The following is a 22,905-nucleotide window of genomic DNA, read 5'->3' on the forward strand; positions in this document are numbered from 1 at the left end:
CCTCTTTTGTTTGTTGTGGTTATGGCTGTGCTTGCCGTGCCGTGGCGTTCATTGCGCGCCACACCGCGATGGCGGCCACCGTATCGCGCACGTCGTGCACGCGCACCACGGCAGCGCCGCGGTCCACGGCCAGCACAGCGGCCGCGACACTGGGCACGATGCGCTCGCCCGCCGCCTCGATGCCAGTGACCGCACCGATCGAGGACTTGCGCGACCAGCCCAGGAGCAGCGGATAGCCGGCACCGAGCAGCTCGCGCTGCCGGCCCAGCAGGGCGAAATTCTGCGCCACGGTTTTCCCGAAACCAACGCCGGGGTCCAGCGTGATGCGCGATGGATTGATCTGCAGCGCGTGAAGCTTCGCCAGCTGCACGGCCCAGAACGACAGGACTTCGGGAATCACGTCGCCCTGCATGGGCACGGCCTGCATGGTCTGCGGATCGCGGTGCATGTGCATGAGGCAGATGCCGCACGACGGATGCGCCGCCACGGCTTCGCGCGCGCCCGGCTGGCGCAACGCCCAGATGTCGTTGACGATATCCGCCCCCAGATCGAGCACCGCGCGCATGACCTCGGGCTTGTAGGTGTCGATGGAGAGCGGCACGTTCAGCTTCACCGCCTCGCGCACCACCGGCAGCACGCGCGCGAGTTCGGCGTCGAGCGGCACGGCCGGGCTCCCCGGGCGAGTGGATTCGCCACCGATGTCGAGGATGTCGGCCCCCTCCTTCAGCAGCTGCTCGCAGTGCCGCAGGGCGGTTTCGGTGGAGGCATGTGCGCCGCCATCGGAGAAAGAATCGGGCGTCACGTTGACGATGCCCATCACGCGCGGCTGCGCGAGGTCGATCCTGAAGCGCGAGGTCTGCCAGACCTGCGGTCCGCCATTCGGCGCACCACCATGGAAAACGGGGCCAGCGGCCCCGTTGTTGCTTGATTTCAAGCCCACCTCAAGCGGCAGTCGGCGCCGGGTCAGGATTGACGGCCGGCGTGCCGCCACTGCCACCGCTGCCCGAAGGCGGGATACGCGGTGTCCAGTCCTTGGGCGGGCGCGGTGCGCGGCCGGCCATGATGTCGTCGAGTTGCTCGGAGTCGATGGTTTCCCATTCGAGCAGCGCCTTGGCCATCGCGTGCATCTTGTCGCTGTTCTCTTCGATCAGGCGGCGCGCCAGGGCGTACTGCTCGTCGATGATGCGGCGCACTTCGCCGTCGACCTTTTCCATGGTCTGCTCGCTCATGTTCGTGGTCTTGGTGACCGAGCGGCCGAGGAACACTTCGCCCTCGTTCTCGGCATAGACCATCGGGCCCAGCGCATCGGTCATGCCGTAGCGCGTGACCATGTCGCGGGCGATGGAGGTCGCACGTTCGAAGTCGTTGCTGGCACCGGTGGTCATCTGGTGCATGAACACCTCTTCGGCAATACGGCCACCGAACAGCATGCTGATCTGGTTGAGCATGTATTCGCGGTCGTAGCTGTAGCGGTCCTGCGCCGGCAGGCTCATGGTCACGCCCAGGGCGCGGCCACGCGGAATGATCGTGACCTTGTGGACCGGGTCGCACTTGGGCAGCAGCTTGCCGATGAGGGCGTGGCCGGACTCGTGGTAGGCCGTGTTGCGGCGCTCTTCCTCGGGCATGACCATGCTCTTGCGCTCGGGACCCATGAAGATCTTGTCCTTGGCCTTTTCGAAGTCCTGCATCTCGACGACGCGCGCATTGCGGCGGGCAGCCATCAGGGCGGCTTCGTTGCAGAGGTTGGCCAGGTCGGCGCCGGACATGCCGGGCGTGCCGCGGGCGATGACGCTCGGGTTCACGTCCTGGCCCAGCGGGACCTTGCGCATGTGCACGCCGAGGATCTGTTCGCGACCGCGGATGTCGGGCAGCGTGACATAGACCTGGCGGTCGAAACGGCCGGGGCGCAGCAGTGCGGCGTCCAGGATGTCCGGGCGGTTGGTGGCAGCCACCACGATCACGCCGAGGTTGGTTTCGAAGCCGTCCATCTCGACGAGCATCTGGTTGAGCGTTTGCTCGCGCTCATCGTTGCCGCCGCCGAGGCCAGCGCCGCGCTGACGACCCACCGCATCGATTTCGTCGATGAAGATGATGCAGGGTGCGTTCTTCTTGGCGTTTTCGAACATGTCGCGGACACGGGCAGCACCCACGCCGACAAACATTTCAACGAAGTCGGAGCCGGAGATCGAGAAGAAAGGCACCTTGGCTTCGCCAGCGATCGACTTGGCCAGCAGGGTCTTGCCGGTGCCGGGAGGGCCGACCAGCAGCAGGCCGCGCGGAATGCGGCCGCCGAGTTTCTGGAAGCGCTGCGGGTCTTTGAGGAAGTCGACGACTTCGCGGACTTCTTCCTTGGCCTCGTCGCAGCCTGCGACGTCGGCGAAAGTGACCGTGTTGTTGTTCTCGTCCATCATGCGGGCCTTGCTCTTGCCGAAGCTGAATGCCCCGCCCTTGCCGCCGCCCTGCATCTGTCGCATGAAGTAGATCCAAACGCCGATCAGGAGCAGCATCGGGCCCCAGCTCACCAGGAGCGTCATGAGGAGCGACCCCTCTTCGCGCGGCTTGACGTCGAACTTGACGTTGTGGTCGATCAGGTCGCCCACGAGGCCGCGGTCGAGAACCGTGGCGGTCGTGCGGATCTTGCGATCGTCGTTGGTGACAGCGACGATCTCACCGCCGCCGGCACCTTCAGGGATGACGGCGCTCTTGATCTGGTTGCTGCGAACCTGGTCGAGAAATTCGGAGTAGCTGACTGCTCCCGAGCCGACGCCACCGCGGGTGTCGAACTGCTTGAACACAGTGAACAACACCATGGCAATGACGAGCCATACGGCAACTTTGGAAAACCACTGATTGTTCAAACGAAGCTCCAGTCGAAAGCGCGTGACGAGGATGTGAAAAAACGCGCTATGGGTACGCAATTGCGCCCCATTTTAGGCTTTTCAAGCTGCGAAAAACGGGCATTTCCCTAAAGCAGCCATAGCCTGACAAGGGTTTGCGCCCCCTGACGGCGTGCGGCGGCAAGGTATCAAGGCGTATCCAGGGCCTTCAATCCCATCCCGACGAGGAAAGTCTCGGCCGATTTATCGCGCGAAGCCTTGGGCTTGAACGGCTTGACGGTACGGAAACTGGCCTTGAACAGCTTGACCGACTCGTCGTAGCCGCCTCCGTGGAAAAGCTTGGCCACCAGAGCGCCTTCAGGCTTCAGGTGGTGCTGGGCGAAGTCGACTGCAAGCTCGATCAGGTGTGCAATGCGGGCACCGTCGGCCGAATGGATGCCCGACAGGTTGGGCGCCATGTCCGAGACGACCAGGTCGGCTTTCCGGCCCGCCAGCACCCCGAGAATCTGGTCCAGCAACTCCGCCTCACGGAAATCCCCCTGGAGGAATGTGACACCCTCGATGGGCTCCATGGCCAGCAGGTCGAGCGCGATGATGGTGCCGTTCAGCGTGCCGACCGCAGCACCCTCAGGTGACATGCGCCGCCGCAGGTACTGGCTCCAGGCCCCGGGCGTGGAGCCCAGGTCGACCACCAGTTGGCCCGGCTTGACCAACCCCAGCGACTCATCGATCTCCTTGAGCTTGTAGGCAGCGCGTGCGCGATATCCCTCTCGCGTGGCCAATTTCACGTACGGATCATTGATGTGATCGTGAAGCCAGGCTTTGTTGACTTTTTTGCTTTTTGCTTTGGTGCTCATTGGGAACCTCTGTGCTCCGCACTGCGGTATTCGCCTTGGGAACGGCCCGGCGGCTCAGGAGGTGCTTTCTACCCTCGATAATACGGGGATGCCCGCCATTCAACTTACCCCTGCCGAGCGCAAGGTGCACCGCGCCGAAGCTCACCACCTGGATCCGATCGTCATGGTCGGTGGAGACGGGCTCACCCCTGCCGTGAAAAAGGAAGCCGACGCAGCGCTCAAGGCCCATGGCCTGATCAAGGTCCGCGTCTTCTCCGACGACCGCCTCGCCCGCGACGCCATGCTGCGCGAACTCGCCGAAGAGCTCGATGCCGCCCCGATCCAGCACATCGGCAAGCTCCTGGTGCTGTGGCGCCCGAAGCCCGAAAAAGAGCGTGTGATCGATGAAGACCGCATGCCCGGTCCGCGCGACGTCAAGGTCCTGAAGTACAGCAAGCGCGGCGGCCAGCGCCCCGAAATCAAGACCCTGCGCGTGCTCGGCAACCAGCGCCTCACCCCCGGCGGCACCATCAAGCGCGCCAAGGCCAAGCGGCCGCTGTCGGCCAAGAAGCGCAACCAGTCGGATTGAGCCGGGTGGGAGCGCAAGGCGCCGAGCGCCACATCCTCTGCATGAAATGGGGCACGAAATATGGCCCCGAATACGTCAACCGCCTCTACGCGATGGTGCGCCGCAACCTGAGCGGCGACTTCAAGTTCGTCTGCCTGACAGATGACGGCAGCGGCATCCGCCCCGAAGTGACGTGCCTGCCGATCCCGCCGCTGAACCTGCAACTGGCTCCCGGCCAGCGCGACGGCGCCTGGAAGAAGCTCACCACCTTCGAGCAGGACCTGCATGGCCTGCGCGGTACCGCCCTCTTCCTGGACGTCGACGTGGTCGTCGTGGGCAGCCTGGACGCCTTTTTCGAGCAGCCCGGCGAGTTCCTGATCATTCACGACTACGCCCGCCCCTGGCGACGCGAGCGGATCACCGGGAATTCATCGGTCTATCGCTTCGAGCTGGGCGCCCACGCCGACGTGCTGGCGTATTTCCGCGCCAACATGGACAAGGTGCAGGCCGAACACCGCAACGAGCAGGCCTACCTGTCGGACTTCCTGCACAAGCAGGGCAAGCTGTCCTACTGGCCCGAGGCTTGGTGCCCGAGCTTCAAATACCACGGCATCCCGACCTGGCCGACGAATTACTGGGAAGAGCCCTTCGTCCCCGAAGGCGCGCGTATCATGATTTTTCATGGCGAGTGCAATCCGCCCGATGCGCTGGCGGGGCGGCGCAATCGCGCATTCCGCTACATCCGGCCCGCGAACTGGGTCGCGAAATTCTGGAAAGAGTGAGTGTGCAGATGGCGGCGAAAGCCGCCATCGCCGCTTTGTCAGCGACCGAGCCGAGCGCCCATTCGCCAGAGCAACACCAAGGTGCACAGCCATTGCGCGACATACATGCCGCTGCCGACGGCGTGCCACAGCTTGAGGTTCTCCCGCGCCAGGATGCGCGGGGCCACGGCGTACTGCTGGAGCAGCGCCAGCAACAGGGCAGCGAGGACAAGGCCGATGGACGTCATCGTGGCCGCATCCATGCGTTCGTCGGCCTTGCTGCGGAAATGAATCAGCAGGATCAGGCCGCAGCCGATGGCGACCCAGCTCTGCGCCTCGAACAGCTGGCCGGCGAAATTACCCGCCACGGCCGGATTGCCGAGCTTGGCGAACAACATCGGCACCACCAGGAAGCCGATCGTCGTGAGGCTGCCCCACCAGAAGGCGGCGAGCAGCAGAGCCAGGCGGTCTTTCATCGAGGAATCGATCAGAGGTAGCGGACGGCCACGATCTCGTAGCGTTTCAGGCCGCCCGGGGCCTGCACTTCGGCGGTGTCGCCCTCTTCCTTGCCGATCAACGCGCGGGCGATCGGGCTGGAGATGTTGATGAGGCCCAGCTTCAGGTCGGCTTCGTCTTCACCCACGATCTGGTACTTGACGGCTTCGCCCGACTCTTCTTCCTCGAGCTCCACGGTCGAGCCGAACACCACCTTGCCGCCGGCATCGAGCTCGGCCGGATCGATGATCTGCGCGGCCGACAGCTTGCCTTCGACTTCCTGAATGCGGCCTTCGATGAAGCCCTGGCGGTCCTTGGCGACCTCGTACTCGGCGTTCTCGCTCAGGTCGCCCTGCGCGCGGGCTTCGGAAATCGCATTGATGACCCAGGGGCGGTCCACGGTCTTCAGTTGATGCAGCTCGGCGCGCAGCTTTTCGGCACCGCGCTTGGTGATTGGAATGGTGGCCATGTTTGGTTCTCCATAAAGCGAAACCGCCGAACGATGCCGTTCGGCGGTCGATTGGGGGGACAGATCAGACGAGATTGCGTCCGGTCAGCCGGCTCAGGATGGCGAGCGGGCTCGAGTCGGGATTGTATTGCTTCGAAGCGGCCAGATGAAGGGTCTGTTCGAGCATGTACTGGCCCGCCATCACGGCATGCGAGGTCTGGTCGGAAAAGCACACCCACACCGAGCCCGGCGGGAACTCGGCCTTCTCCTGCGGCGAAGTTTCCTGGTATGCCATGTCCGACTTCATGCCGTCGTGCAGCTGCAGCATCAGGTGGTCGTATTCGCTGCGGAACGACTTGGTCACATGCAGCGCCTGCAGCAGCTTGGCCTGCCAGCGCACGTACGGCTTGGCCTGCGGCAGGAAGCGCCTGGCGATGTCCTCGAAAGGCTCGCCCACGCGCCACACGCGTGGCGCACCTTCGGGGTTCACGTTGGTGAACACGCGCAGGATGCGCTCGCCGTAGTTGGGTCGCGACGGGAATGCATCGACGTGCAGCCGGCGATCGTCCGCGCGCCAGGACTGCACGCGCGTCTCGACCTGCGCCGGCCGGTAGCTCGTGGGCGCCAGGCGCAAGGCCGGCGTGTAGTGCGGCAGCAGGCCGTGGATGAGCTGCTGCGCCTGCGCGCGAAACCGCCCCACCATCGCCGCCGCCTTGCGCTGCACTTCCTCGTCCCCGACGGCGCCCTTGAGCTTGCCGTTGGCGTCCAGGCTGATGTTGCGCACGTCGGGCGACAGCAGGCTGGGCGTGAGCAGGCTTCGCTCTTCGGGCAGCAGCTCGAAGCCCAGGCGCGGAAAGTACAGCACCTTGCCCGCTTCCAGCTCCGCGATCCACGCCTCATTGGGCGTGGCCGCGTTCCAGTCGCGAAGGTCCAGTTCGACGAGCTGGGTTTCCATGATGACGCTCAGGCTCAGGCCACCGCTGCCAGTTGCGCGTGCATCTCCTGCACCGAGATCACCCCCAGCTCGTCCATGAAACCCATGCCCTCGACCGCGGCTTCGGCGCCGAAGATCGTGGTGAAGGTGGTCACGCGAGCCAGCAGCGCCGAGGTGCGGATCTGCCGCGAATCGGTGATCGCGTTGCGGCGCTCTTCCACCGTGTTGATGACCAAGGCAATCTCGTTGTTCTTGATCATGTCCACGATGTGCGGGCGGCCTTCGGTCACCTTGTTCACCGTCGCGCATTCGATGCCCGCGGCGGCAATGGCGGCGGCCGTTCCCTTGGTGGCGATCAGCTCGAAGCCCAGCTTCGCGAGGCCACGCGCCACTTCCACGGCACGCGCCTTGTCGTTGTTCTTCACCGAGATGAAGACCTTACCCGACTTCGGCAGGTGCGTGCCGGCGCCCAGCTGCGACTTCACGAAAGCTTCGCCGAAGGTCTTGCCCACGCCCATCACTTCACCGGTCGACTTCATCTCGGGGCCGAGGATGGTGTCCACGCCCGGGAACTTGACGAACGGGAACACGGCTTCCTTCACGCTGAAGTACGGCGGCGTCACTTCCTTGGTCACGCCCTGCGATGCGAGCGACTGGCCGGCCATGCAACGTGCCGCCACCTTGGCGAGCTGGATGCCGGTGGCCTTGCTCACGTAAGGCACCGTGCGCGAGGCGCGCGGGTTCACTTCGAGCACGTAGATGACGTCCTTGCCGTCCTTCTGCTGGATCGCGAACTGCACGTTCATGAGGCCCACCACGTTCAGCGCGGCCGCCATCGCGGCGCTCTGGCGCTTGAGCTCGGCGATCGTCTCGGCGCTCAGGCTGTAGGGCGGCAGCGAGCAGGCGGAGTCGCCCGAGTGCACGCCGGCTTGCTCGATGTGCTCCATCACGCCACCGATCAGCGTGGCGCCTTCGCCGTCGCGGATGCAGTCGACGTCGCACTCGACGGCGTCGTTCAGGAAGCGGTCCAGCAGCACCGGCGAGTCGTTGCTGACCTTGACAGCTTCGCGCATGTAGCGCTCGAGGTCGCGCTGCTCGTGCACGATTTCCATCGCGCGGCCGCCGAGCACGTAGCTCGGACGCACCACCAGCGGATAACCGAGGGCTGCAGCCTTCTCGAGCGCTTCGGGTTCGGTACGCGCGGTCGCGTTCGGCGGCTGGCGCAGGCCCAGCTCGTGCAGCAGCTTCTGGAAGCGCTCACGGTCTTCGGCCGCGTCGATCATGTCGGGCGAGGTGCCGATGATCGGCACGCCGTTGGCCTCGAGGTCGAGCGCGAGCTTCAGCGGCGTCTGGCCGCCGTACTGCACGATCACGCCGAGCGGCTTTTCCTTGTCGACGATTTCCAGCACGTCTTCGAGCGTCAGCGGCTCGAAGTACAGGCGGTCGGAGGTGTCGTAGTCGGTCGACACGGTCTCGGGATTGCAGTTGACCATGATGGTCTCGTAGCCGTCCTCGCGCATGGCGAGCGCGGCATGCACGCAGCAGTAGTCGAACTCGATGCCCTGGCCGATACGGTTGGGACCTCCGCCGAGCACCATGATCTTCTTCTTGTCCGTCGGGTCGGCTTCGCACTCGTCCTCGTAGGTCGAGTACATGTAGGCGGTGTTGGTCGCGAACTCGGCCGCGCAGGTGTCCACGCGCTTGTAGACCGGACGCACGCCCAGGGCGCGGCGCTTCTCGCGGATGGCCGTGTCGGTGGTCTTCAACTGCTTGGCCAGGCGCCGGTCGGAGAAGCCCTTCTTCTTGAGCGCGAGCAGCGTGTCCTTGTCGATGTCGTCCAGCGACTTGGTTTCCAGCTCGAGCTCGATCTTCACGATCTCTTCGATCTGCACCAGGAACCACGGGTCGATCTTGGTCAGCGCGAACACTTCATCGACGCTCAGGCCCATGGCGAAGGCATCGCCCACGTACCAGATGCGCTCGGGACCGGGCTCGCCCAGTTCCTTTTCGAGCACTTCGCGGTCCTGCGTCTTCTCGTTCAGGCCGTCGACGCCCACTTCGAGGCCGCGCAGGGCCTTCTGGAACGATTCCTGGAAGGTGCGGCCCATGGCCATCACCTCGCCCACCGACTTCATCTGCGTCGTGAGACGCGAGTCGGCCTGCGGGAATTTCTCGAACGCGAAACGCGGGATCTTGGTGACCACGTAGTCGATCGACGGTTCGAACGACGCGGGCGTGGCGCCGCCGGTGATTTCGTTGCGCAGCTCGTCGAGCGTGTAGCCCACGGCCAGCTTGGCCGCGACCTTGGCGATCGGGAAGCCCGTGGCCTTGGAGGCCAGCGCCGAGGAACGCGAGACGCGCGGGTTCATCTCGATGACGACCATGCGGCCGTCCTTCGGGTTGATGGAGAACTGGACGTTCGAGCCGCCCGTATCGACACCGATCTCGCGCAGCACGGCCAGCGAGGCGTTGCGCAGGATTTGGTATTCCTTGTCGGAGAGCGTCTGCGCGGGCGCCACAGTGATCGAGTCGCCGGTGTGCACACCCATCGGGTCGAGGTTTTCGATCGAGCAAACAATGATGCAGTTGTCGGCCTTGTCGCGCACGACCTCCATCTCGTACTCTTTCCAGCCGAGCAGCGACTCTTCGATCAGCAGCTCGTTGGTGGGCGAGGCTTCGATGCCGCGCTTGCAGATGGTCTCGAACTCTTCCGGGTTGTAGGCGATGCCGCCGCCGGTGCCGCCCAGCGTGAAGCTGGGACGGATCACCGTGGGGAAGCCGACCGACTTCTGCACAGCCCAGGCTTCGTCCATCGAGTGAGCAATGCCCGAGCGCGCCGAGCCGAGGCCGATCTTGGTCATCGCGTCCTTGAACTTCAGGCGGTCCTCGGCCTTGTCGATGGCTTCGGGCGTGGCGCCGATGAGTTCGACCGGCTTGTTGGTGGACGCGCCCGTGTACTTGTCGAGCACGCCGTTGCGCCAGAGGTCCAGCGCGCAGTTCAGTGCGGTCTGGCCGCCCATGGTCGGCAGGATCGCGTCGGGGCGTTCCTTGGCGATGATTTTTTCAACCGTCTGCCAGGTGATGGGTTCGATGTAGGTGACGTCGGCCGTGGCCGGGTCGGTCATGATCGTCGCGGGATTGCTGTTGATCAGGATGACCTTGTAGCCCTCTTCGCGCAGCGCCTTGCAGGCTTGCACGCCGGAGTAGTCGAACTCGCAGGCCTGGCCGATGATGATCGGGCCGGCGCCGATGATGAGGATCGATTTGAGGTCTGTGCGCTTAGGCATTCTCTTTCTCCGTCTTTTCCGTCTTGTTCTTTTCCATGAGTGCCGTGAAGCGATCGAACAGGTAGCCGATGTCGTGCGGGCCCGGCGAGGCTTCCGGGTGGCCCTGGAAGCAGAACGCGGGCTTGTCGGTGCGCGCCAGGCCCTGCAGCGTGTTGTCGAACAGGCTGATGTGGGTGGGACGCAGATTGGCCGGCAGCGACTTCTCGTCGACCGCAAAGCCGTGGTTCTGGCTGGTAATGCTCACGCGGCCGTTGTCCAGGTCCTTCACCGGGTGGTTCGCGCCGTGGTGGCCGAACTTCATCTTGAAGGTCTTGGCGCCCGAGGCGAGCGCCATGATCTGGTGGCCGAGGCAGATGCCGAAGGTGGGAATGCCTGTCTCGATCAGCTCCTTGACGGCGCTGATGGCGTAGTCGCAAGGCTCCGGGTCGCCGGGGCCATTGGCCAGGAAGATGCCATCGGGTTTGAGCTTGAGCACATCGGCCGCGGGCGTTTGCGCGGGCACCACGGTGATGCGCGCGCCGCGCTGGGCGATCATGCGCAGGATGTTCTTCTTGACGCCGTAGTCGAAGGCGACGACGTGGAATTTCGGCGTGATCTGCACGCCGTAGCCTGCGCCCAGCTTCCACTCGGTCTCGGTCCACTCGTAGGTCTCGGTGACCGACACCACCTTGGCGAGATCGAGGCCCGCCATGCTCGGCGCGCCCTTGGCGGCAGCGATGGCCTTGTCGATCAACACCTGCGTCACGGCTTCGCCTTCGGCCAGGCCCAGGATGCAGCCGTTCTGCGCGCCGTGGGTGCGCAGGTGCCGCGTGAGCTTGCGGGTGTCGATGTTCGCGATGGCGACCGTCTTGCCGGCCACGAGGTATTCGCTCAGCGTGGCGGTCTGGCGGAAGTTGGAGGCGACGAGGGGCAGGTCCTTGATGATCAGGCCCGCGGCATGGATCTTGTCGGCTTCGATGTCTTCCCCGTTGACGCCGTAGTTGCCGATGTGCGGATACGTCAAGGTGACGATCTGCTGGCAGTAGCTCGGGTCGGTGAGGATTTCCTGGTAACCGGTCATGGCGGTGTTGAACACCACTTCACCGGTCGTGGAGCCGGTGGCTCCGATCGAATTGCCTTGAAAGACCGTGCCGTCTGCGAGCGCCAGGATGGCGGGCGGGAAATTTCCCTTGAGAGACAAAAGCACTGGGTTCTCCGGATGGTTACGGTCGCCCGGAGCCCCAGGCGCGTTGCCTGCGGACTGCTGCTTAAGGGGATTTTGGCGTTAAAGGCGGCCGGGCGACGCTATTGCGAGTAAGCCCCCGATTGTAGCCCGGACTGGAGGCCTATCCGGTCTGAAGGGCCGCACCGCTTGCATGCAGGCAGATCGCGGCGGCGGCGGCCACGTTCAGTGATTCCTCGCCACCGGGCTGGGCGATGCGGATGTGATGGGTCGCCCGAGCCTCCAGTGCAGGGGAAACGCCCTGGCCTTCATGACCCATGAGCCAGGCACAAGGGTGCGGCAGGCGAGCTTTGTGCAGCCAATCGCCATGGTGCGAACTGGTCGCCACCAGCGGAATCTTCAACGCCTCGAGCGCATCGGCTTCGACGCCCTCGATCAACCGCAGGCCGAAATGGGCGCCCATGCCGGCACGCAGCACCTTCGGCGCCCAGAGTGCGGCCGTGCCCTTGAGCGCGATCACCTGAGTGAAACCGAAAGCAGCCGCACTGCGCAGAATGGAGCCGGCATTGCCCGCGTCCTGCAGGCGGTCGAGCACCACGCTCGGGGCGTCCGGGATCAATTCCGGCCGCGCCGGCTGGTCGAGCACGAAGCCCATCGGCGCCGGCGATTCCAACCCGCTGATGCCGCGCAGCAGATCGTCGGCGACAACTACGGTTTTGATAGCACTCGCACCCCATTCGGCTGGAGCAATCGGCCAAAAGGACTCGGAAAACACCGCGATCGCCGGCTTGACGCCACGCGCCAGCGCCGCCCGGCACAGGTGATCGCCTTCAAGCCAAATCCGCCCGAGCTTGCGATAAGCGCCCGGGTCTTGCGCGAGCTTGCGCAGATCCTTGAGCAGCGGGTTGTCGCGCGAGCTGATGTGGCTCGCGCCGGCGTCGGTGGTCATCTGCGGATCAAGGCGCAGTGCGCAGGTCGAGGTGCACGGTCTCGGTCGCCGCGATCACCATTGGCATCGCTGTTTGCGTTTCGATGACCAGGGAAGCGCTGGCCGCCGTTCGCGTCAGTGCCGCGGCCACCGGGCTGAACGACCTGCGGTGATGCACGCAGGCGCCGTGCTTCTGAAGCGCTTCGAGGTGCTCGGGGGTGCCGTAGCCCTTGTGGCCCGCAAAACCGTAGTGCGGGAACTCGACGTGCAACTGCTCGCACAGCCGGTCGCGATGGACCTTGGCCAGAATCGACGCAGCCGAAATCGCCTTGATCAGCGCATCGCCCTTGACCACGGCTTCGGCCAGCACGTCCAGTGTCGGCAGGCGGTTGCCGTCGACCAGCACCTTGGCCGGCTTCAGGCGCAGGCCCTCGACGGCTCGGCGCATGGCGATCATCGTGGCCTGCAGGATGTTGTGCGTGTCGATTTCCTCGACGCTCGCCTGGGCGATGGAACAACACAGGGCCTTGGCCAGGATCTGGTCGTGCAGGCGCTCACGCTGCAGGGCGGTGAGGGTCTTGGAGTCCGCCAGGCCACGGATCGGCCGTGTGTCGTCGAGGATCACCGCCGCGGCCACCACGGGCCCCGCCAGCGGACCGCGGCCGGCCTCATCGACGCCCGCAAGCAGGCCCGGCGCGTCCCACACCAGGCGGGCTTGCTCAGCCTTCAAGAACTTTCTGGATCGCATCGGCGCAAAGTGTCGGCGTATCGCGCTGCAATTGCACGTGCAGCTCGGAAAATCTTTGTTGCAGGGCTTGCGTCTTTTCGGGTGCCTCGAGCCAGGCCAGCGTCGCCTGGGCCAGCGCCTCGGGCGTGGCGGCTTCCTGCAGCAACTCGGGCACCACGAATTCGCGGCACAGGATATTGGGCAATCCGACCCACGGCTGCAACTGCTTGCGCTGCATCAGGCGCCACGAGAGCCCGTTCATGTTGTAAGCGATGACCATCGGCCGCTTGAAAAGCGCTGCCTCGAGCGTGGCGGTGCCGCTGGCGATCAGCGTGGCGTCGCAGGCGGCGAGCGCGGCGTGCGACTGGCCATCGAGCAGCTTCACGCGGCCCGCCATGCCGCTCGCCTGGAGCAAGGCATCGACCTCGGCGCGCAGGCTGGGGATGATGGGCGCCACGAACCGGAGTCCGGGCCGCGCCTTCTGCATCAACGCGGCGGCGGCGAAGAACCGGGCGGCCAGGTAGCGGATCTCGGAGCGGCGGCTCCCGGGCAGCAAGGCGACGACCTGTGCATCGGGCGCCAGGCCCAGCGCGGCGCGCGCCGCGGCGCGGTCGGGCGTCATCGGGATCACATTGGCAATCGGGTGACCCACGTAGCTCGCGGCAACGCCCTGCTTTTCGAGCAACTCGGGCTCGAACGGGAAAATGCACAGCACGTGGTCGGCGGCCGCCCGGATCTTCTCGATGCGCTTCGGCCGCCAAGCCCAGATCGAGGGGCAGACGAAATGAACGGTCTTGATGCCCTGGCTGCGCAGGCCTGCTTCGAGATCGAGGTTGAAGTCGGGTGCATCGACGCCAATGAAGAGCTCGGGGCGCTCCTGCAGCAGCCGAGCCTTCAGCTGGCGGCGAATGCCTGCGATTTCCGCGTAGTGCCGCAGCACTTCGATGTAGCCTCGCACCGCGAGCTTTTCCTGCGGCCACCAACTCTGGAAGCCGTGCGCGAGCATGCGGGGGCCGCCAATGCCGCCGGTCTGGAGGTCGGGCCAGCGGGCCTGGAGGCCATCGAGAAGAAGCCCTGCGAGCAGGTCGCCGGACGCTTCGCCCGCGACCAGCGCGAAACGTCGCTGTTCGGCTGTCTGCATCGGCGTCACATCAACGCGCGATGCCGCGCGTCGAGTTGGCGAGGAAGGACTCCATCAGGGCGACGTCTCCCGCCGCCTCGGGCATCTCGGCAGCCAGCGCGGTGATGCCTGCACGCGCCTCTTCGAGCGTCTTGCCCTGGCGATACAGCAGCTTGTGCATCTGCTTGACCGCAGCGAGTCGCTGTGCCGAGAAATCGCGCCGGCGCAGGCCCACGACATTGAAGCCGCGAACCGCCAGCGGATTGCCGTCGACCAGCATGAAGGGCGGCACGTCCTGGGAGACCGCGCTCGCGAAGCCGACCATGGCATGCGCGCCGATCGAGACGAACTGGTGGATGCCGGTGAGCCCGCCGATCGTGACCCAGTCCGCCAAGTGCACATGGCCCGCCAGCGTCGTCTGGTTGGCCAGCGTGGTGTGGTTGTCGACATGGCAGTCGTGCGCAATGTGCGTGTACGCCATGATCCAGTTGTCGTTGCCCACGCTGGTCACGCCCCCCGCCCCCGGCACGCCGAGGTTGAAGGTGCAGAACTCGCGAATGACGTTCCGGTCGCCAATGACGAGCTTGGTCGGCTCGCCGGCGTATTTCTTGTCCTGCGGGATCGCGCCGAGCGAGGAGAACTGGAAGATCCGGTTGTCGCGCCCGATGGTCGTGCGCCCCTCGATCACGCAATGCGCGCCGATGGTGGTACCCGCCCCGATCTGCACGTGCGGGCCGATGACGGTGTAGGGCCCGACCGACACCGAGGCGTCGAGCTGTGCCTGGGGGTCGACGAGCGCTGTCGAATGAACCTGGGTCATGCCTTGCTGATGACGAAGGCCGGGATCAGCTGATCTGGCGCATGGCGCACATCAGCGTGGCTTCGCAGGCGAGTTCGCTGCCCACCAGCGCACGGCCCTTGAACTTGGAGATGCCAGCCTTCATGCGTTCGATTTCGACTTCGAGCGTGAGTTGGTCGCCGGGCTCCACGGGCCGCTTGAAGCGCGCGCCGTCGATGGCGGCGAAGTAGTAGACGGTGTTGTCGTCCGGCACGATGTCGAGCGAGTGGAACGACAAAAGCGCCGCGGCCTGCGCCATGGCTTCGAGCATCAGCACGCCCGGCATCACCGGACGGTGCGGGAAATGACCATTGAAGAACGGCTCGTTCATCGTCACGTTCTTGAGCGCCGTGATGCGCTTGCCCTTTTCCATGTCCAGCACGCGGTCCACCAGCAGGAACGGGTAGCGGTGGGGAAGCAGCTTGAGGATTTGATGGATATCGAGCGTCGTCGTCATGATTTTCTGTTCCTGCATCGTCGTCATTTTTTCGGGGGAGCCTTCTCCAGCGCCTTCAGTCGTTCGCGCAGGCTGTGCAACTGCTTGAGCGTTGCCGCATTTTTTTCCCAGCTCGCATTGTCATCGATGGGAAACATGCCGGTGTACTGGCCGGCCTTGTGAATGGAGCGTGTCACCACGGTCGCGGCGGACACGTGCACGCCATCGGCCACCGTCAGATGGCCCAGCACGATGGCGCCGCCGCCGAAGGTGCAGTTGGCGCCGATGGTCGCGCTGCCGGCCACGCCGACGCAGCCCGCCATGGCGGTGTTCTTGCCGACGCGCACGTTGTGGCCGATCTGAATCAGGTTGTCGAGCTTCACGCCGTCCTCGATGACCGTGTCGTCCAGCGCGCCACGATCAATACAGGTGTTGGCGCCGATTTCAACGTGATTGCCGATGCGCACCGCCCCCAGCTGTTCGATCTTGACCCAGGCCCCCTGGTGCAGCGCGAGGCCGAAGCCGTCGGCACCGATCACCACGCCCGGGTGCAGCAGGCAGCGGTCGCCGATCATGCAGTCTTCACTCACCGTCACGCGCGACTTCAGCACCGTGCCCGCACCGATCCGCACGCCCCGCTCCACCACGCAGAGCGCACCGATGCGCGCCGTGGCGTCGACATGGGCTTCTGGATGGATCACGGCAGACGGATGGATGAGGTCGGCCTCCGGTCGCGCATGGTGCGACTTCCAGAGTTGCGTCAGGCGCGCAAAGTAGAAATAAGGATCGGGCGTGACGATGAACGCCCCGCGTGCAGCAGCCGCCTCCTGCATGGCAGGCGACACGATCACGCAGGCGGCTTTCGAAGCCGCCAGTTCCTGCTGGTACTTGGGATGGCTCAGGAAGCTGAGCGCATCGGGCTGTGCATTCTGGAGCGGCGAGAGCCGCTCGATGGACAGCGTGGTATCTCCGTGAAGCTCGCCCCCCAGGGCGGCGACGATGGCTCCGAGCTGCAGCGACACGCCGGTTCGCGGCGTTACTTGCCGGCCGCGGGCGCTGTGGAGCCGACCGACGCGTTGAGCGCCTTGATCACCTTGTCGGTGATGTCGTGCTTCGGATTGATGTAGATCGCTTCCTGCAGGATGGCGTCGTACTTCTCAGCTTCAGCCACCTGCTTCACGACGCGGTTGGCGCGCTCGTAGACCTGCTGAAGCTCTTCGTTCTTGCGCGCATTCAGGTCTTCCTGGAATTCGCGGCGACGGCGCTGGAAATCGCGGTCCTGGTCGATCAGTGCTTTCTGGCGCGAGGCACGCTGGCTTTCAGACAAGGTCGGCGCTTCGCGCTCGAACTTCTCCGATGCCGTCTTCAGTGCGTCGCCCTGCGAGGTGAGATCCTTTTCGCGCTTGAGAAACTCCGCTTCGAGCTTCGCCTGGGCTGCCTTGGCCGGCTGCGCTTCACGCAGCACGCGGTCCGGATTGACGAATCCGATGCGAAAGGTTTCCTGCGCCTGCGCAGGCGCAGCGACGATCGCGAAAGCGGGGATCAACAACGCACCAGCAGCGGCGCGAATCAAATGCTTCATTTAGAAAGACGTTCCGATCTGGAATTGCAAGCGCTGAATTCTATCCTTGGGGATCACGATGGTAGATGCCCCCGTCAGCGGGTCCGTTCCCGTCACTTCCTTCTGCGACTTGATAGGGAAGGCATAGGCGAGGCGCAGCGGGCCCAGCGGCGAGATCCAGCTGATGCCGAGGCCTACAGAAGCACGCAGCTTCTTCTGCGCCTTCCATTGCTCATCGGTCAGGCCGGGTGCGCGGGAGCCAAACACATTGCCCACGTCGAAGAAACCATAAAGACGCAAGGTGCGGTCGTTGCCGGCACCCGGGAACGGCGTGCTGAGCTCGGCATTGAAGACCGCCTTCTTGGTGCCGCCCAGTGGTGCGCCATCGGTCTGTCCGAGCAGCGGCACGTCGCGCGGGCCGAGCGAATTCTGTTCAAACCCGCGGACCGAACCCAGGCCACCCGCATAGAAGTTCTTGAAGATCGGATAGGCCTTGCCGCCCAGCGCCTTCGCGTAGCCAACGTCCGCGTTGATCGCGAAGGTGTATTGCTTGTTGATCGCGAAGAACTGCTGGTATTGGTAGTTCGTCTTGATGTATTGCATGTCGCCACCGGCGCCAAGCTCGAGGTTGGCGCGCTGCAGGCGCCCGGTGGTCGGAACCAGCGCGCTGTCACGGCTGTCGCGACCCCATCCGATGGTGAGTGGCACGCCCCAGACGCTCTTCTGGTCGCATCCAGTCACGATCCAGCCCGCCGGCCACGGCCCCTCGGTATTCGTCCTGCACTGGAAGTACCTCAGGTAGGACTTGGGCGTATAGAGCCCCGAGAGCGTTGTCGATGAGTTCGGTTCAAACGCATACCGCTCGAGTCCGATGCCGAAGAACACGGTGTCGAGCTCGCTGAACGGCACGCCGAAACGGATGGACGCACCTTGGTTGACCAGCTTGTAGTCACCGTCGGTGGTCTCCGAGTACGGACGCGTCGTCGTGTGATAGACGCTGATCGTGCGCGAGATGCCATCCTTAGTGAAGTACGGATCGGTGGTGGTCAGCGACAGCGTGCGGTTGTACTTGCTGGTGTTGACCTGTACGCCCAGGAAATTGCCCGAGCCGAACACGTTTTCCTGCGAAATGCCGAAGGTCAGCGCAACCTTCTCGGCGCTCGAATAGCCGGCGCCGAGTTGCAGGCTGCCAGTGGGCTTTTCGGCCACGTTGACGGTCAGGTCCACCTGGTCAGGCGAGCCGGGCACCTCTTGGGTCTCGACGTTCACTTCGGTGAAGAAGCCCAGGCGGTCCACACGGTCGCGCGAGACCTTGATCTTGTCGCCGTCGTACCAGGAGGCTTCGAACTGGCGGAACTCGCGGCGAATGACTTCGTCACGGGTCTTGTTGTTGCCGCCGACCGACACACGGCGCACGTACACACGGCGCGAAGGCTCTGCCTGCAGCGTGAGCGTGACGCGGTTGTTGACGCGGTCGATCTCCGGGACGGCCTGCACACGGGCGAAGGCGTAGCCGAAGGTGCCGAAATAATCGCTGAAAGCCTTGGTGGTTTCGGTGACCAGTTCGCCGTTATAGGCCTCACCGGGCTTGATGGTGATCAGCGACTTGAACTCGTCGTCGCGGCCCAGGTAGTTACCGTTGAGCTTGACGCCCGCCACCACGAACTTCTCGCCTTCGGTGATGTTGACCGTGACCGTCAGGTCCTTGCGGTCCGGCGAGATGGCGACCTGGGTCGAATCGATGCGGAACTCGAGGTAGCCGCGCGTGATGTAGTACGAGCGAAGCGTTTCGAGGTCGGCGTTGAGCTTGGCACGCGAGTACTGGTTGGACTTGGTGTACCAGCTCATGAAACCGCCGCTGTCCTGGTCGAACAGGCTCAGCAACGTCGACTCGCTGAAGGCCTTGCTGCCGACGATGTGGACTTCGCGGATGCGCGCGGATTCGCCCTCAGTGACGGTGAACGTCAGGTTGACGCGGTTGCGCTCGATGGGCGTGACGGTGGTCACAACCTGCGCGTTGTACAGGCTGCGGCTCACGTATTGGCGCTTGAGTTCCTGCTCTGCGCGATCGGCCAACGCCTTGTCGTAAGGACGGCCATCGGTCAGACCGATTTCGCGCAGTGCTTTCTGCAGCGCCGCCTTGTCGAACTCCTTGGTGCCTACGAAGTCGACGTCTGCGATGGTCGGGCGCTCTTCGACGATCACCACCAGAACATTGCCGTTGACATCGATGCGCACGTCCTTGAACAGCCCCAGGTCGAACAGCGCGCGAATGGCAGCCGAGCCGCGTTCGTCGCTGTAGGTATCGCCCACGCGCAACGGCAACGACGCGAAGATCGTGCCGGCCTCGACGCGCTGCAAGCCTTCGACGCGAATGTCGCGCACCGTGAAAGGCTCGACGGCCCAGGCTGCCGTGGCTGCGAGCGCACTGGCAACCACCGCGACAACGCTACGCAGGCGAAAGCGATTGGAGTTTTTGTTCATCTGTGAATTGAGCCGGCACGGAAAGGGCCGGCAGAAAGTTAACCAAAGAGCCGCGTGACGTCGTTGAAGAGTGCGACCGACATCATGACCAGCAGCAAGGCGACACCGCCGCGCTGAAGCCGTTCCATCCAGGCGTCAGAGACGCTTTTGCCGGTCAGGCCCTCCCAAAGATAATACATCAGGTGTCCTCCATCGAGGACCGGCAGCGGCATGAGATTGAGCACGCCCAGGCTCACGCTGATGACCGCGAGGAAGATCAGGTACTGGGTCAGGCCAAGGCTCGCGGACTTGCCTGCATAGTCGGCAATCGTCAGCGGACCGCTCAGGTTCTTCAGCGAAGCCTGACCGGTCACCATCTTGACCATCATGCGAACGGTCAGCGCGGACATCTCCCATGTGCGCACCACGCCGCGCCATACACCGTCGACCGGGCCCTGGCGCACTGTCACCATGTCCGGCGGCGCACCGACATACGCGCCGATGCGACCGACCTTGACGGCGCCCTCCTCGCGCACCTCGGGCTTCACCTCGAGCGTGAGCGACTGGCCGCCGCGCTGGATCTCCCAGGCCTGGGTGCGCGGCTGGTCGCCGTCGACCGAAGCGCGGATCACCTCGCGAAGTTGCTGCCCGTCGTAGATGGCGGTGTCGCCGATGGCGCGCACCAGATCGCCCTTGCGCAGCCCCGACTGCTCGCCGGCACCGCCTGCCATGACATCGCCGATCTCCGGCCGGGTCAGGGGTGCGAGTACGCCGATCTTGCGAAACATCTGCGGATCGGCGTCCTTGGCCTCCATCCGGCTCAGCGGCAACACCAACTGGCGCGCGGGCCTGCCGTCTTCGCCGGCGACTTCGAGCGTGAGGTCCCGGGCGTCGAGCGCGCCCTGGGTCATGCGCCAGCGCAGGTCCTCGAAGGATTGGACCGGCGTCAGATCGCCGTCGAAACCGGCACGCGTGATGTGCTCCCCGCCACGCAGGCCCGCGGCCTCCGCCAGCGAAGCCGCCACCGGTCGCGCCAGCTTGGCAACCGGCTCTTCCACGCCGATCCAGTTGACGGCCGTGTAAAGCACGATCGCCAGCAGCAGGTTGGCGATGGGTCCGGCTGCCACGATGGCTGCGCGCGAGCGCAGGGGCTGGGTATTGAAGGCCCGGTGCCGCTCCTCGGGCGCCACCGGCCCCTCGCGCTCGTCGAGCATCTTGACGTAGCCGCCCAATGGGAAGGCGCCTATGACGAATTCCGTCTGCTGCCCGGGGTGCTGCCGCTTGGGCTGCCAGCGCAACAGCACCTTGCCGAACCCGACCGAGAAACGCTCCACCTTGACGCCACAGGCGACGGCCACGCGGTAGTGGCCATATTCATGCACCGCGATCAGGACGCCGAGTGCAACCACGAAGGCTATGACAGTGAGCATCGGATCCTCGACGAATGGGGGAAGTCAGGCTGCGAAACGCAGCGCAGCGGCATTGGCCGCGGCGCGGGCGCTGGCATCGAGCGCCAGCAGATCGGCCAGCGACGCCGGCTTGGAGGGGGCAATGGCTTCCAAAGTTTCCATGTTGACCGCATGAATGCAATCGAAACGCAGGCGCCGGTCCAGAAAGGCCTCGACAGCGACCTCGTTGGCCGCATTGAGCACCGCCGTCGTGCCGGGCGCGGCACGCAATGCATGCCACGCAAGACCCAGGCCGGGAAAGAGCGCCGCGTCGGGCGCATCGAAGGTCAACGACGCCATCTGGCGGAAATCCAGCCGTGCTGCCCCGCTCTCGATGCGCTCAGGCCAGGCCAGGCCGACCGCGATCGGCACCCGCATGTCGGGCGTGCCGAGCTGGGCGATGACCGAGGCATCGGTGAACTGCACCATCGAATGCACCACGCTCTGCGGATGGATGACGACCTCGATCTGCTCGGGCAACACGCCGAACAGGTGGCGCGCCTCGATCACCTCGAGCGCCTTGTTCATCATCGTGGCCGAATCGACCGAAATCTTGCGGCCCATGACCCAGTTCGGATGTGCACAGGCCTGCTCGGGCGTCACGGCGCCCAGCGAGCCGGGCGCACGCGCGAGGAACGGACCGCCCGAAGCGGTCAGGATGATCTTGTCGATGCGCCGCGCCCAGGTGGACGGGTCTTCGGGCAGCGACTGGAAGATGGCCGAATGTTCGCTGTCGATAGGCAGCAGCGTGGCGCCGCCCTCGCGCACCGTCTGCATGAACAGCTCGCCGCCGACAACCAGGGCTTCCTTGTTGGCCAGCAGCAAGCGCTTGCCGGCCTTCGCGGCAGCCAGGCATGGACCGAGCCCTGCAGCACCGACGATGGCCGCCATGACGGCGTCGACCTCTTCGTGCGAAGCTATCTTTTCAATAGCATCCTCGCCCGTCAGCACGACAGTGGCCAAGCTGTTCTGCTTGAGCTTTTCGGCCAGCAATGCGGCATGCGGCGCGCTCGCCATGACGGCGAACCGGGGCGAGAACTGCGCGCATTGCGCCAGCATCTCGTCCACCTTGGTGGCCGCAGACAGCGCAAAGATCTCGAAGCGATCGGGATGCCGCGCAATGACGTCGAGCGTGCTCACGCCGACCGACCCGGTCGACCCCAGCACCGTGACGCGTTGTTTGGGAGTGTTCACAGGAAGGCCAGCATCATGGCAATGGGAAGCGCGGGCAAGAGGGCATCCACGCGGTCGAGCACACCGCCGTGGCCAGGGAGCAGGCGGCTGCTGTCTTTGGCGCCGGCACTGCGCTTGATCAGCGATTCGACCAGGTCGCCCACCACGCTCATCGCGGCAAGGAACACGGCGCCGATCAGGAGCAGCCACCAGCCGCGCTCGTTCAGGCGGGTGTAGAGGCTCGGCACCGTGGCGCCGAGGGCCTTGTCGGCGAAGACCCACGCAACCGCCAGCACGAGGACGCCGATCATTCCACCCCAGACGCCCTCCCAGCTCTTGCCGGGGCTGATCGCCGGGGCCAGCTTGCCGCGGGTGAACTTCAGGCCGAAGGCACGGCCTGCGAAATAGGCGAATACGTCCGCCACCCAGACCAGCACGAGGATCGACAGCAGGAAGTTGATGCCGACCATGCGCGCCTGCACAGCGGCGAGCCACGCGACCCAAAGTGCCAGCAGGCCGCCGACCAGGCGCAGCCCGCGCGGAATGCGGGGCCAGCCCGGCACCGCCACGCGCAGCAGCGCAGCGCCGCCAAGCACCCAGGCCGCGCTGGCCAACATCCACATCAGGACCAGCGGTTGTTCGAGCAGGCCCAGCCACCACGAGAGCCCGCAGAGCGCGACCATCTCGGCGCCGAGAAACAGCGACATGCCCTGGCCGTAGCCGTTCAGGCGCCCCCATTCCCACGCAGCCGCGCCGATCAGCACGAGCATCACGCAGGCAAATGGAATGTAGTTTCGGTAGAACAGCGCTGGCAGCAGGATCGCGAGCAGCACGATCGCCGTGAGGATGCGTTGTTTGAGCATGCGGGAGGTTGTGAGGCCTT

21 protein-coding genes are annotated in these 22,905 nt (G+C 64.9%); 2 read left to right on the plus strand and 19 right to left on the minus strand.

Translation table 11 applies throughout. From position 1 onward, the window contains the following. Positions 1–19: 19 nt before the first annotated feature. The 3 genes from folP to J2W23_RS00140 form a co-directional block, all read right to left on the minus strand. Entirely contained in the window at positions 20–817 is a 798-nt protein-coding gene (folP, locus tag J2W23_RS00130; protein WP_307648036.1) for a dihydropteroate synthase, read from the minus strand. Positions 818–941: 124 nt separating this feature from the next. Continuing rightward, on the minus strand, positions 942–2,858 hold the full coding sequence (gene ftsH, locus J2W23_RS00135) for an ATP-dependent zinc metalloprotease FtsH (protein WP_176657729.1): 1,917 nt from the start codon (positions 2,856–2,858) through the stop codon (positions 942–944). A gap of 167 nt (positions 2,859–3,025) precedes the next feature. Beyond that, positions 3,026–3,694: an RlmE family RNA methyltransferase gene (locus tag J2W23_RS00140; protein ID WP_307647247.1), complete on the minus strand. Its 669-nt coding sequence runs from the start codon at positions 3,692–3,694 to the stop codon at positions 3,026–3,028. A gap of 88 nt (positions 3,695–3,782) precedes the next feature. Here J2W23_RS00140 and J2W23_RS00145 point away from each other — a divergent pair, with 88 nt between their 5' ends. Beyond that, on the plus strand, positions 3,783–4,262 hold the full coding sequence (locus J2W23_RS00145) for a YhbY family RNA-binding protein (protein WP_042578204.1): 480 nt from the start codon (positions 3,783–3,785) through the stop codon (positions 4,260–4,262). 41 nt (positions 4,263–4,303) lie between these two features. Beyond that, positions 4,304–5,023 (plus strand): glycosyltransferase, encoded by a 720-nt coding sequence (locus J2W23_RS00150; RefSeq protein WP_176658943.1) that lies wholly within the window; start codon positions 4,304–4,306, stop codon positions 5,021–5,023. Between the two features lie 38 nt (positions 5,024–5,061). Here J2W23_RS00150 and J2W23_RS00155 read toward each other — a convergent pair whose 3' ends face one another. From J2W23_RS00155 to J2W23_RS00230, 16 genes are all read right to left on the minus strand, one after another. Next, positions 5,062–5,478: a DUF4149 domain-containing protein gene (locus J2W23_RS00155; RefSeq protein ID WP_307647248.1), complete on the minus strand. Its 417-nt coding sequence runs from the start codon at positions 5,476–5,478 to the stop codon at positions 5,062–5,064. An 11-nt stretch (positions 5,479–5,489) separates the two neighbouring features. Continuing rightward, a complete protein-coding gene (greA, locus tag J2W23_RS00160) occupies positions 5,490–5,966 on the minus strand; it encodes a transcription elongation factor GreA (RefSeq protein ID WP_176657732.1) in 477 nt (158 codons plus the stop codon). A 64-nt stretch (positions 5,967–6,030) separates the two neighbouring features. After that, the gene (locus tag J2W23_RS00165; RefSeq protein WP_307647249.1) at positions 6,031–6,900 is read right to left on the minus strand and encodes a Kdo hydroxylase family protein; all 870 of its coding nucleotides are present in this window, start codon (positions 6,898–6,900) and stop codon (positions 6,031–6,033) included. 14 nt (positions 6,901–6,914) lie between these two features. Further along, positions 6,915–10,166, minus strand: coding sequence for a carbamoyl-phosphate synthase large subunit (gene carB, locus J2W23_RS00170; RefSeq protein WP_176657734.1), 3,252 nt, complete (start codon positions 10,164–10,166; stop codon positions 6,915–6,917). Beyond that, positions 10,159–11,352 (minus strand): glutamine-hydrolyzing carbamoyl-phosphate synthase small subunit, encoded by a 1,194-nt coding sequence (carA, locus tag J2W23_RS00175; RefSeq protein WP_307647250.1) that lies wholly within the window; start codon positions 11,350–11,352, stop codon positions 10,159–10,161. Before carA ends, carB begins: the two co-directional genes overlap by 8 nt. Before the next feature lie 139 nt (positions 11,353–11,491). Next, complete coding sequence (locus J2W23_RS00180; RefSeq protein WP_307647251.1) at positions 11,492–12,277, minus strand: TrmH family RNA methyltransferase; 786 nt, start codon at positions 12,275–12,277, stop codon at positions 11,492–11,494. Positions 12,278–12,284: 7 nt separating this feature from the next. Further along, complete coding sequence (gene rnhB, locus J2W23_RS00185; protein WP_307647252.1) at positions 12,285–13,004, minus strand: ribonuclease HII; 720 nt, start codon at positions 13,002–13,004, stop codon at positions 12,285–12,287. Continuing rightward, complete coding sequence (lpxB, locus tag J2W23_RS00190) at positions 12,976–14,124, minus strand: lipid-A-disaccharide synthase (RefSeq protein WP_307647253.1); 1,149 nt, start codon at positions 14,122–14,124, stop codon at positions 12,976–12,978. Before lpxB ends, rnhB begins: the two co-directional genes overlap by 29 nt. 10 nt (positions 14,125–14,134) lie before the next feature. Next, positions 14,135–14,923 carry an acyl-ACP--UDP-N-acetylglucosamine O-acyltransferase gene (gene lpxA / locus J2W23_RS00195; protein ID WP_307647254.1) on the minus strand — a complete coding sequence of 263 codons (789 nt, stop codon included), beginning with the start codon at positions 14,921–14,923 and terminating at the stop codon, positions 14,135–14,137. A 25-nt stretch (positions 14,924–14,948) separates the two neighbouring features. Further along, positions 14,949–15,398: a 3-hydroxyacyl-ACP dehydratase FabZ gene (gene fabZ, locus J2W23_RS00200; RefSeq protein WP_013541729.1), complete on the minus strand. Its 450-nt coding sequence runs from the start codon at positions 15,396–15,398 to the stop codon at positions 14,949–14,951. Between the two features lie 23 nt (positions 15,399–15,421). Further along, positions 15,422–16,399 (minus strand): UDP-3-O-(3-hydroxymyristoyl)glucosamine N-acyltransferase, encoded by a 978-nt coding sequence (gene lpxD, locus J2W23_RS00205; protein WP_307647255.1) that lies wholly within the window; start codon positions 16,397–16,399, stop codon positions 15,422–15,424. A 14-nt stretch (positions 16,400–16,413) separates the two neighbouring features. Then, complete coding sequence (locus tag J2W23_RS00210) at positions 16,414–16,959, minus strand: OmpH family outer membrane protein (RefSeq protein ID WP_176657742.1); 546 nt, start codon at positions 16,957–16,959, stop codon at positions 16,414–16,416. Next, positions 16,960–19,422: an outer membrane protein assembly factor BamA gene (gene bamA, locus J2W23_RS00215; RefSeq protein ID WP_307647256.1), complete on the minus strand. Its 2,463-nt coding sequence runs from the start codon at positions 19,420–19,422 to the stop codon at positions 16,960–16,962. A 38-nt stretch (positions 19,423–19,460) separates the two neighbouring features. Further along, on the minus strand, positions 19,461–20,831 hold the full coding sequence (gene rseP, locus J2W23_RS00220; RefSeq protein ID WP_176657744.1) for an RIP metalloprotease RseP: 1,371 nt from the start codon (positions 20,829–20,831) through the stop codon (positions 19,461–19,463). 24 nt (positions 20,832–20,855) lie between these two features. Beyond that, a complete protein-coding gene (gene ispC, locus J2W23_RS00225) occupies positions 20,856–22,043 on the minus strand; it encodes a 1-deoxy-D-xylulose-5-phosphate reductoisomerase (RefSeq protein WP_307647257.1) in 1,188 nt (395 codons plus the stop codon). Further along, the gene (locus tag J2W23_RS00230; RefSeq protein ID WP_176657746.1) at positions 22,040–22,885 is read right to left on the minus strand and encodes a phosphatidate cytidylyltransferase; all 846 of its coding nucleotides are present in this window, start codon (positions 22,883–22,885) and stop codon (positions 22,040–22,042) included. Before J2W23_RS00230 ends, ispC begins: the two co-directional genes overlap by 4 nt. Between the last annotated feature and the right edge of the window lie 20 nt (positions 22,886–22,905).

The organism is Variovorax boronicumulans (assembly GCF_030812215.1).
GTDB lineage: Bacteria > Pseudomonadota > Gammaproteobacteria > Burkholderiales > Burkholderiaceae_C > Variovorax > Variovorax boronicumulans_C.

What these genes read in the sequence shown, in the direction of transcription:
- folP (WP_307648036.1), bottom strand. Translation starts at nt 817, where the DNA reads ATGGGCATCGTCAACGTGACGCCCGATTCTTTCTCCGATGGCGGCGCA.
- J2W23_RS00140 (WP_307647247.1), bottom strand. Translation starts at nt 3,694, where the DNA reads ATGAGCACCAAAGCAAAAAGCAAAAAAGTCAACAAAGCCTGGCTTCAC.
- J2W23_RS00145 (WP_042578204.1), top strand. Translation starts at nt 3,783, where the DNA reads ATGCCCGCCATTCAACTTACCCCTGCCGAGCGCAAGGTGCACCGCGCC.
- J2W23_RS00150 (WP_176658943.1), top strand. Translation starts at nt 4,304, where the DNA reads ATGAAATGGGGCACGAAATATGGCCCCGAATACGTCAACCGCCTCTAC.
- J2W23_RS00155 (WP_307647248.1), bottom strand. Translation starts at nt 5,478, where the DNA reads ATGAAAGACCGCCTGGCTCTGCTGCTCGCCGCCTTCTGGTGGGGCAGC.
- greA (WP_176657732.1), bottom strand. Translation starts at nt 5,966, where the DNA reads ATGGCCACCATTCCAATCACCAAGCGCGGTGCCGAAAAGCTGCGCGCC.
- J2W23_RS00165 (WP_307647249.1), bottom strand. Translation starts at nt 6,900, where the DNA reads ATGGAAACCCAGCTCGTCGAACTGGACCTTCGCGACTGGAACGCGGCC.
- carB (WP_176657734.1), bottom strand. Translation starts at nt 10,166, where the DNA reads ATGCCTAAGCGCACAGACCTCAAATCGATCCTCATCATCGGCGCCGGC.
- J2W23_RS00180 (WP_307647251.1), bottom strand. Translation starts at nt 12,277, where the DNA reads ATGACCACCGACGCCGGCGCGAGCCACATCAGCTCGCGCGACAACCCG.
- rnhB (WP_307647252.1), bottom strand. Translation starts at nt 13,004, where the DNA reads ATGCGATCCAGAAAGTTCTTGAAGGCTGAGCAAGCCCGCCTGGTGTGG.
- lpxB (WP_307647253.1), bottom strand. Translation starts at nt 14,124, where the DNA reads ATGCAGACAGCCGAACAGCGACGTTTCGCGCTGGTCGCGGGCGAAGCG.
- lpxA (WP_307647254.1), bottom strand. Translation starts at nt 14,923, where the DNA reads ATGACCCAGGTTCATTCGACAGCGCTCGTCGACCCCCAGGCACAGCTC.
- fabZ (WP_013541729.1), bottom strand. Translation starts at nt 15,398, where the DNA reads ATGACGACGACGCTCGATATCCATCAAATCCTCAAGCTGCTTCCCCAC.
- J2W23_RS00210 (WP_176657742.1), bottom strand. Translation starts at nt 16,959, where the DNA reads ATGAAGCATTTGATTCGCGCCGCTGCTGGTGCGTTGTTGATCCCCGCT.
- bamA (WP_307647256.1), bottom strand. Translation starts at nt 19,422, where the DNA reads ATGAACAAAAACTCCAATCGCTTTCGCCTGCGTAGCGTTGTCGCGGTG.
- rseP (WP_176657744.1), bottom strand. Translation starts at nt 20,831, where the DNA reads ATGCTCACTGTCATAGCCTTCGTGGTTGCACTCGGCGTCCTGATCGCG.
- J2W23_RS00230 (WP_176657746.1), bottom strand. Translation starts at nt 22,885, where the DNA reads ATGCTCAAACAACGCATCCTCACGGCGATCGTGCTGCTCGCGATCCTG.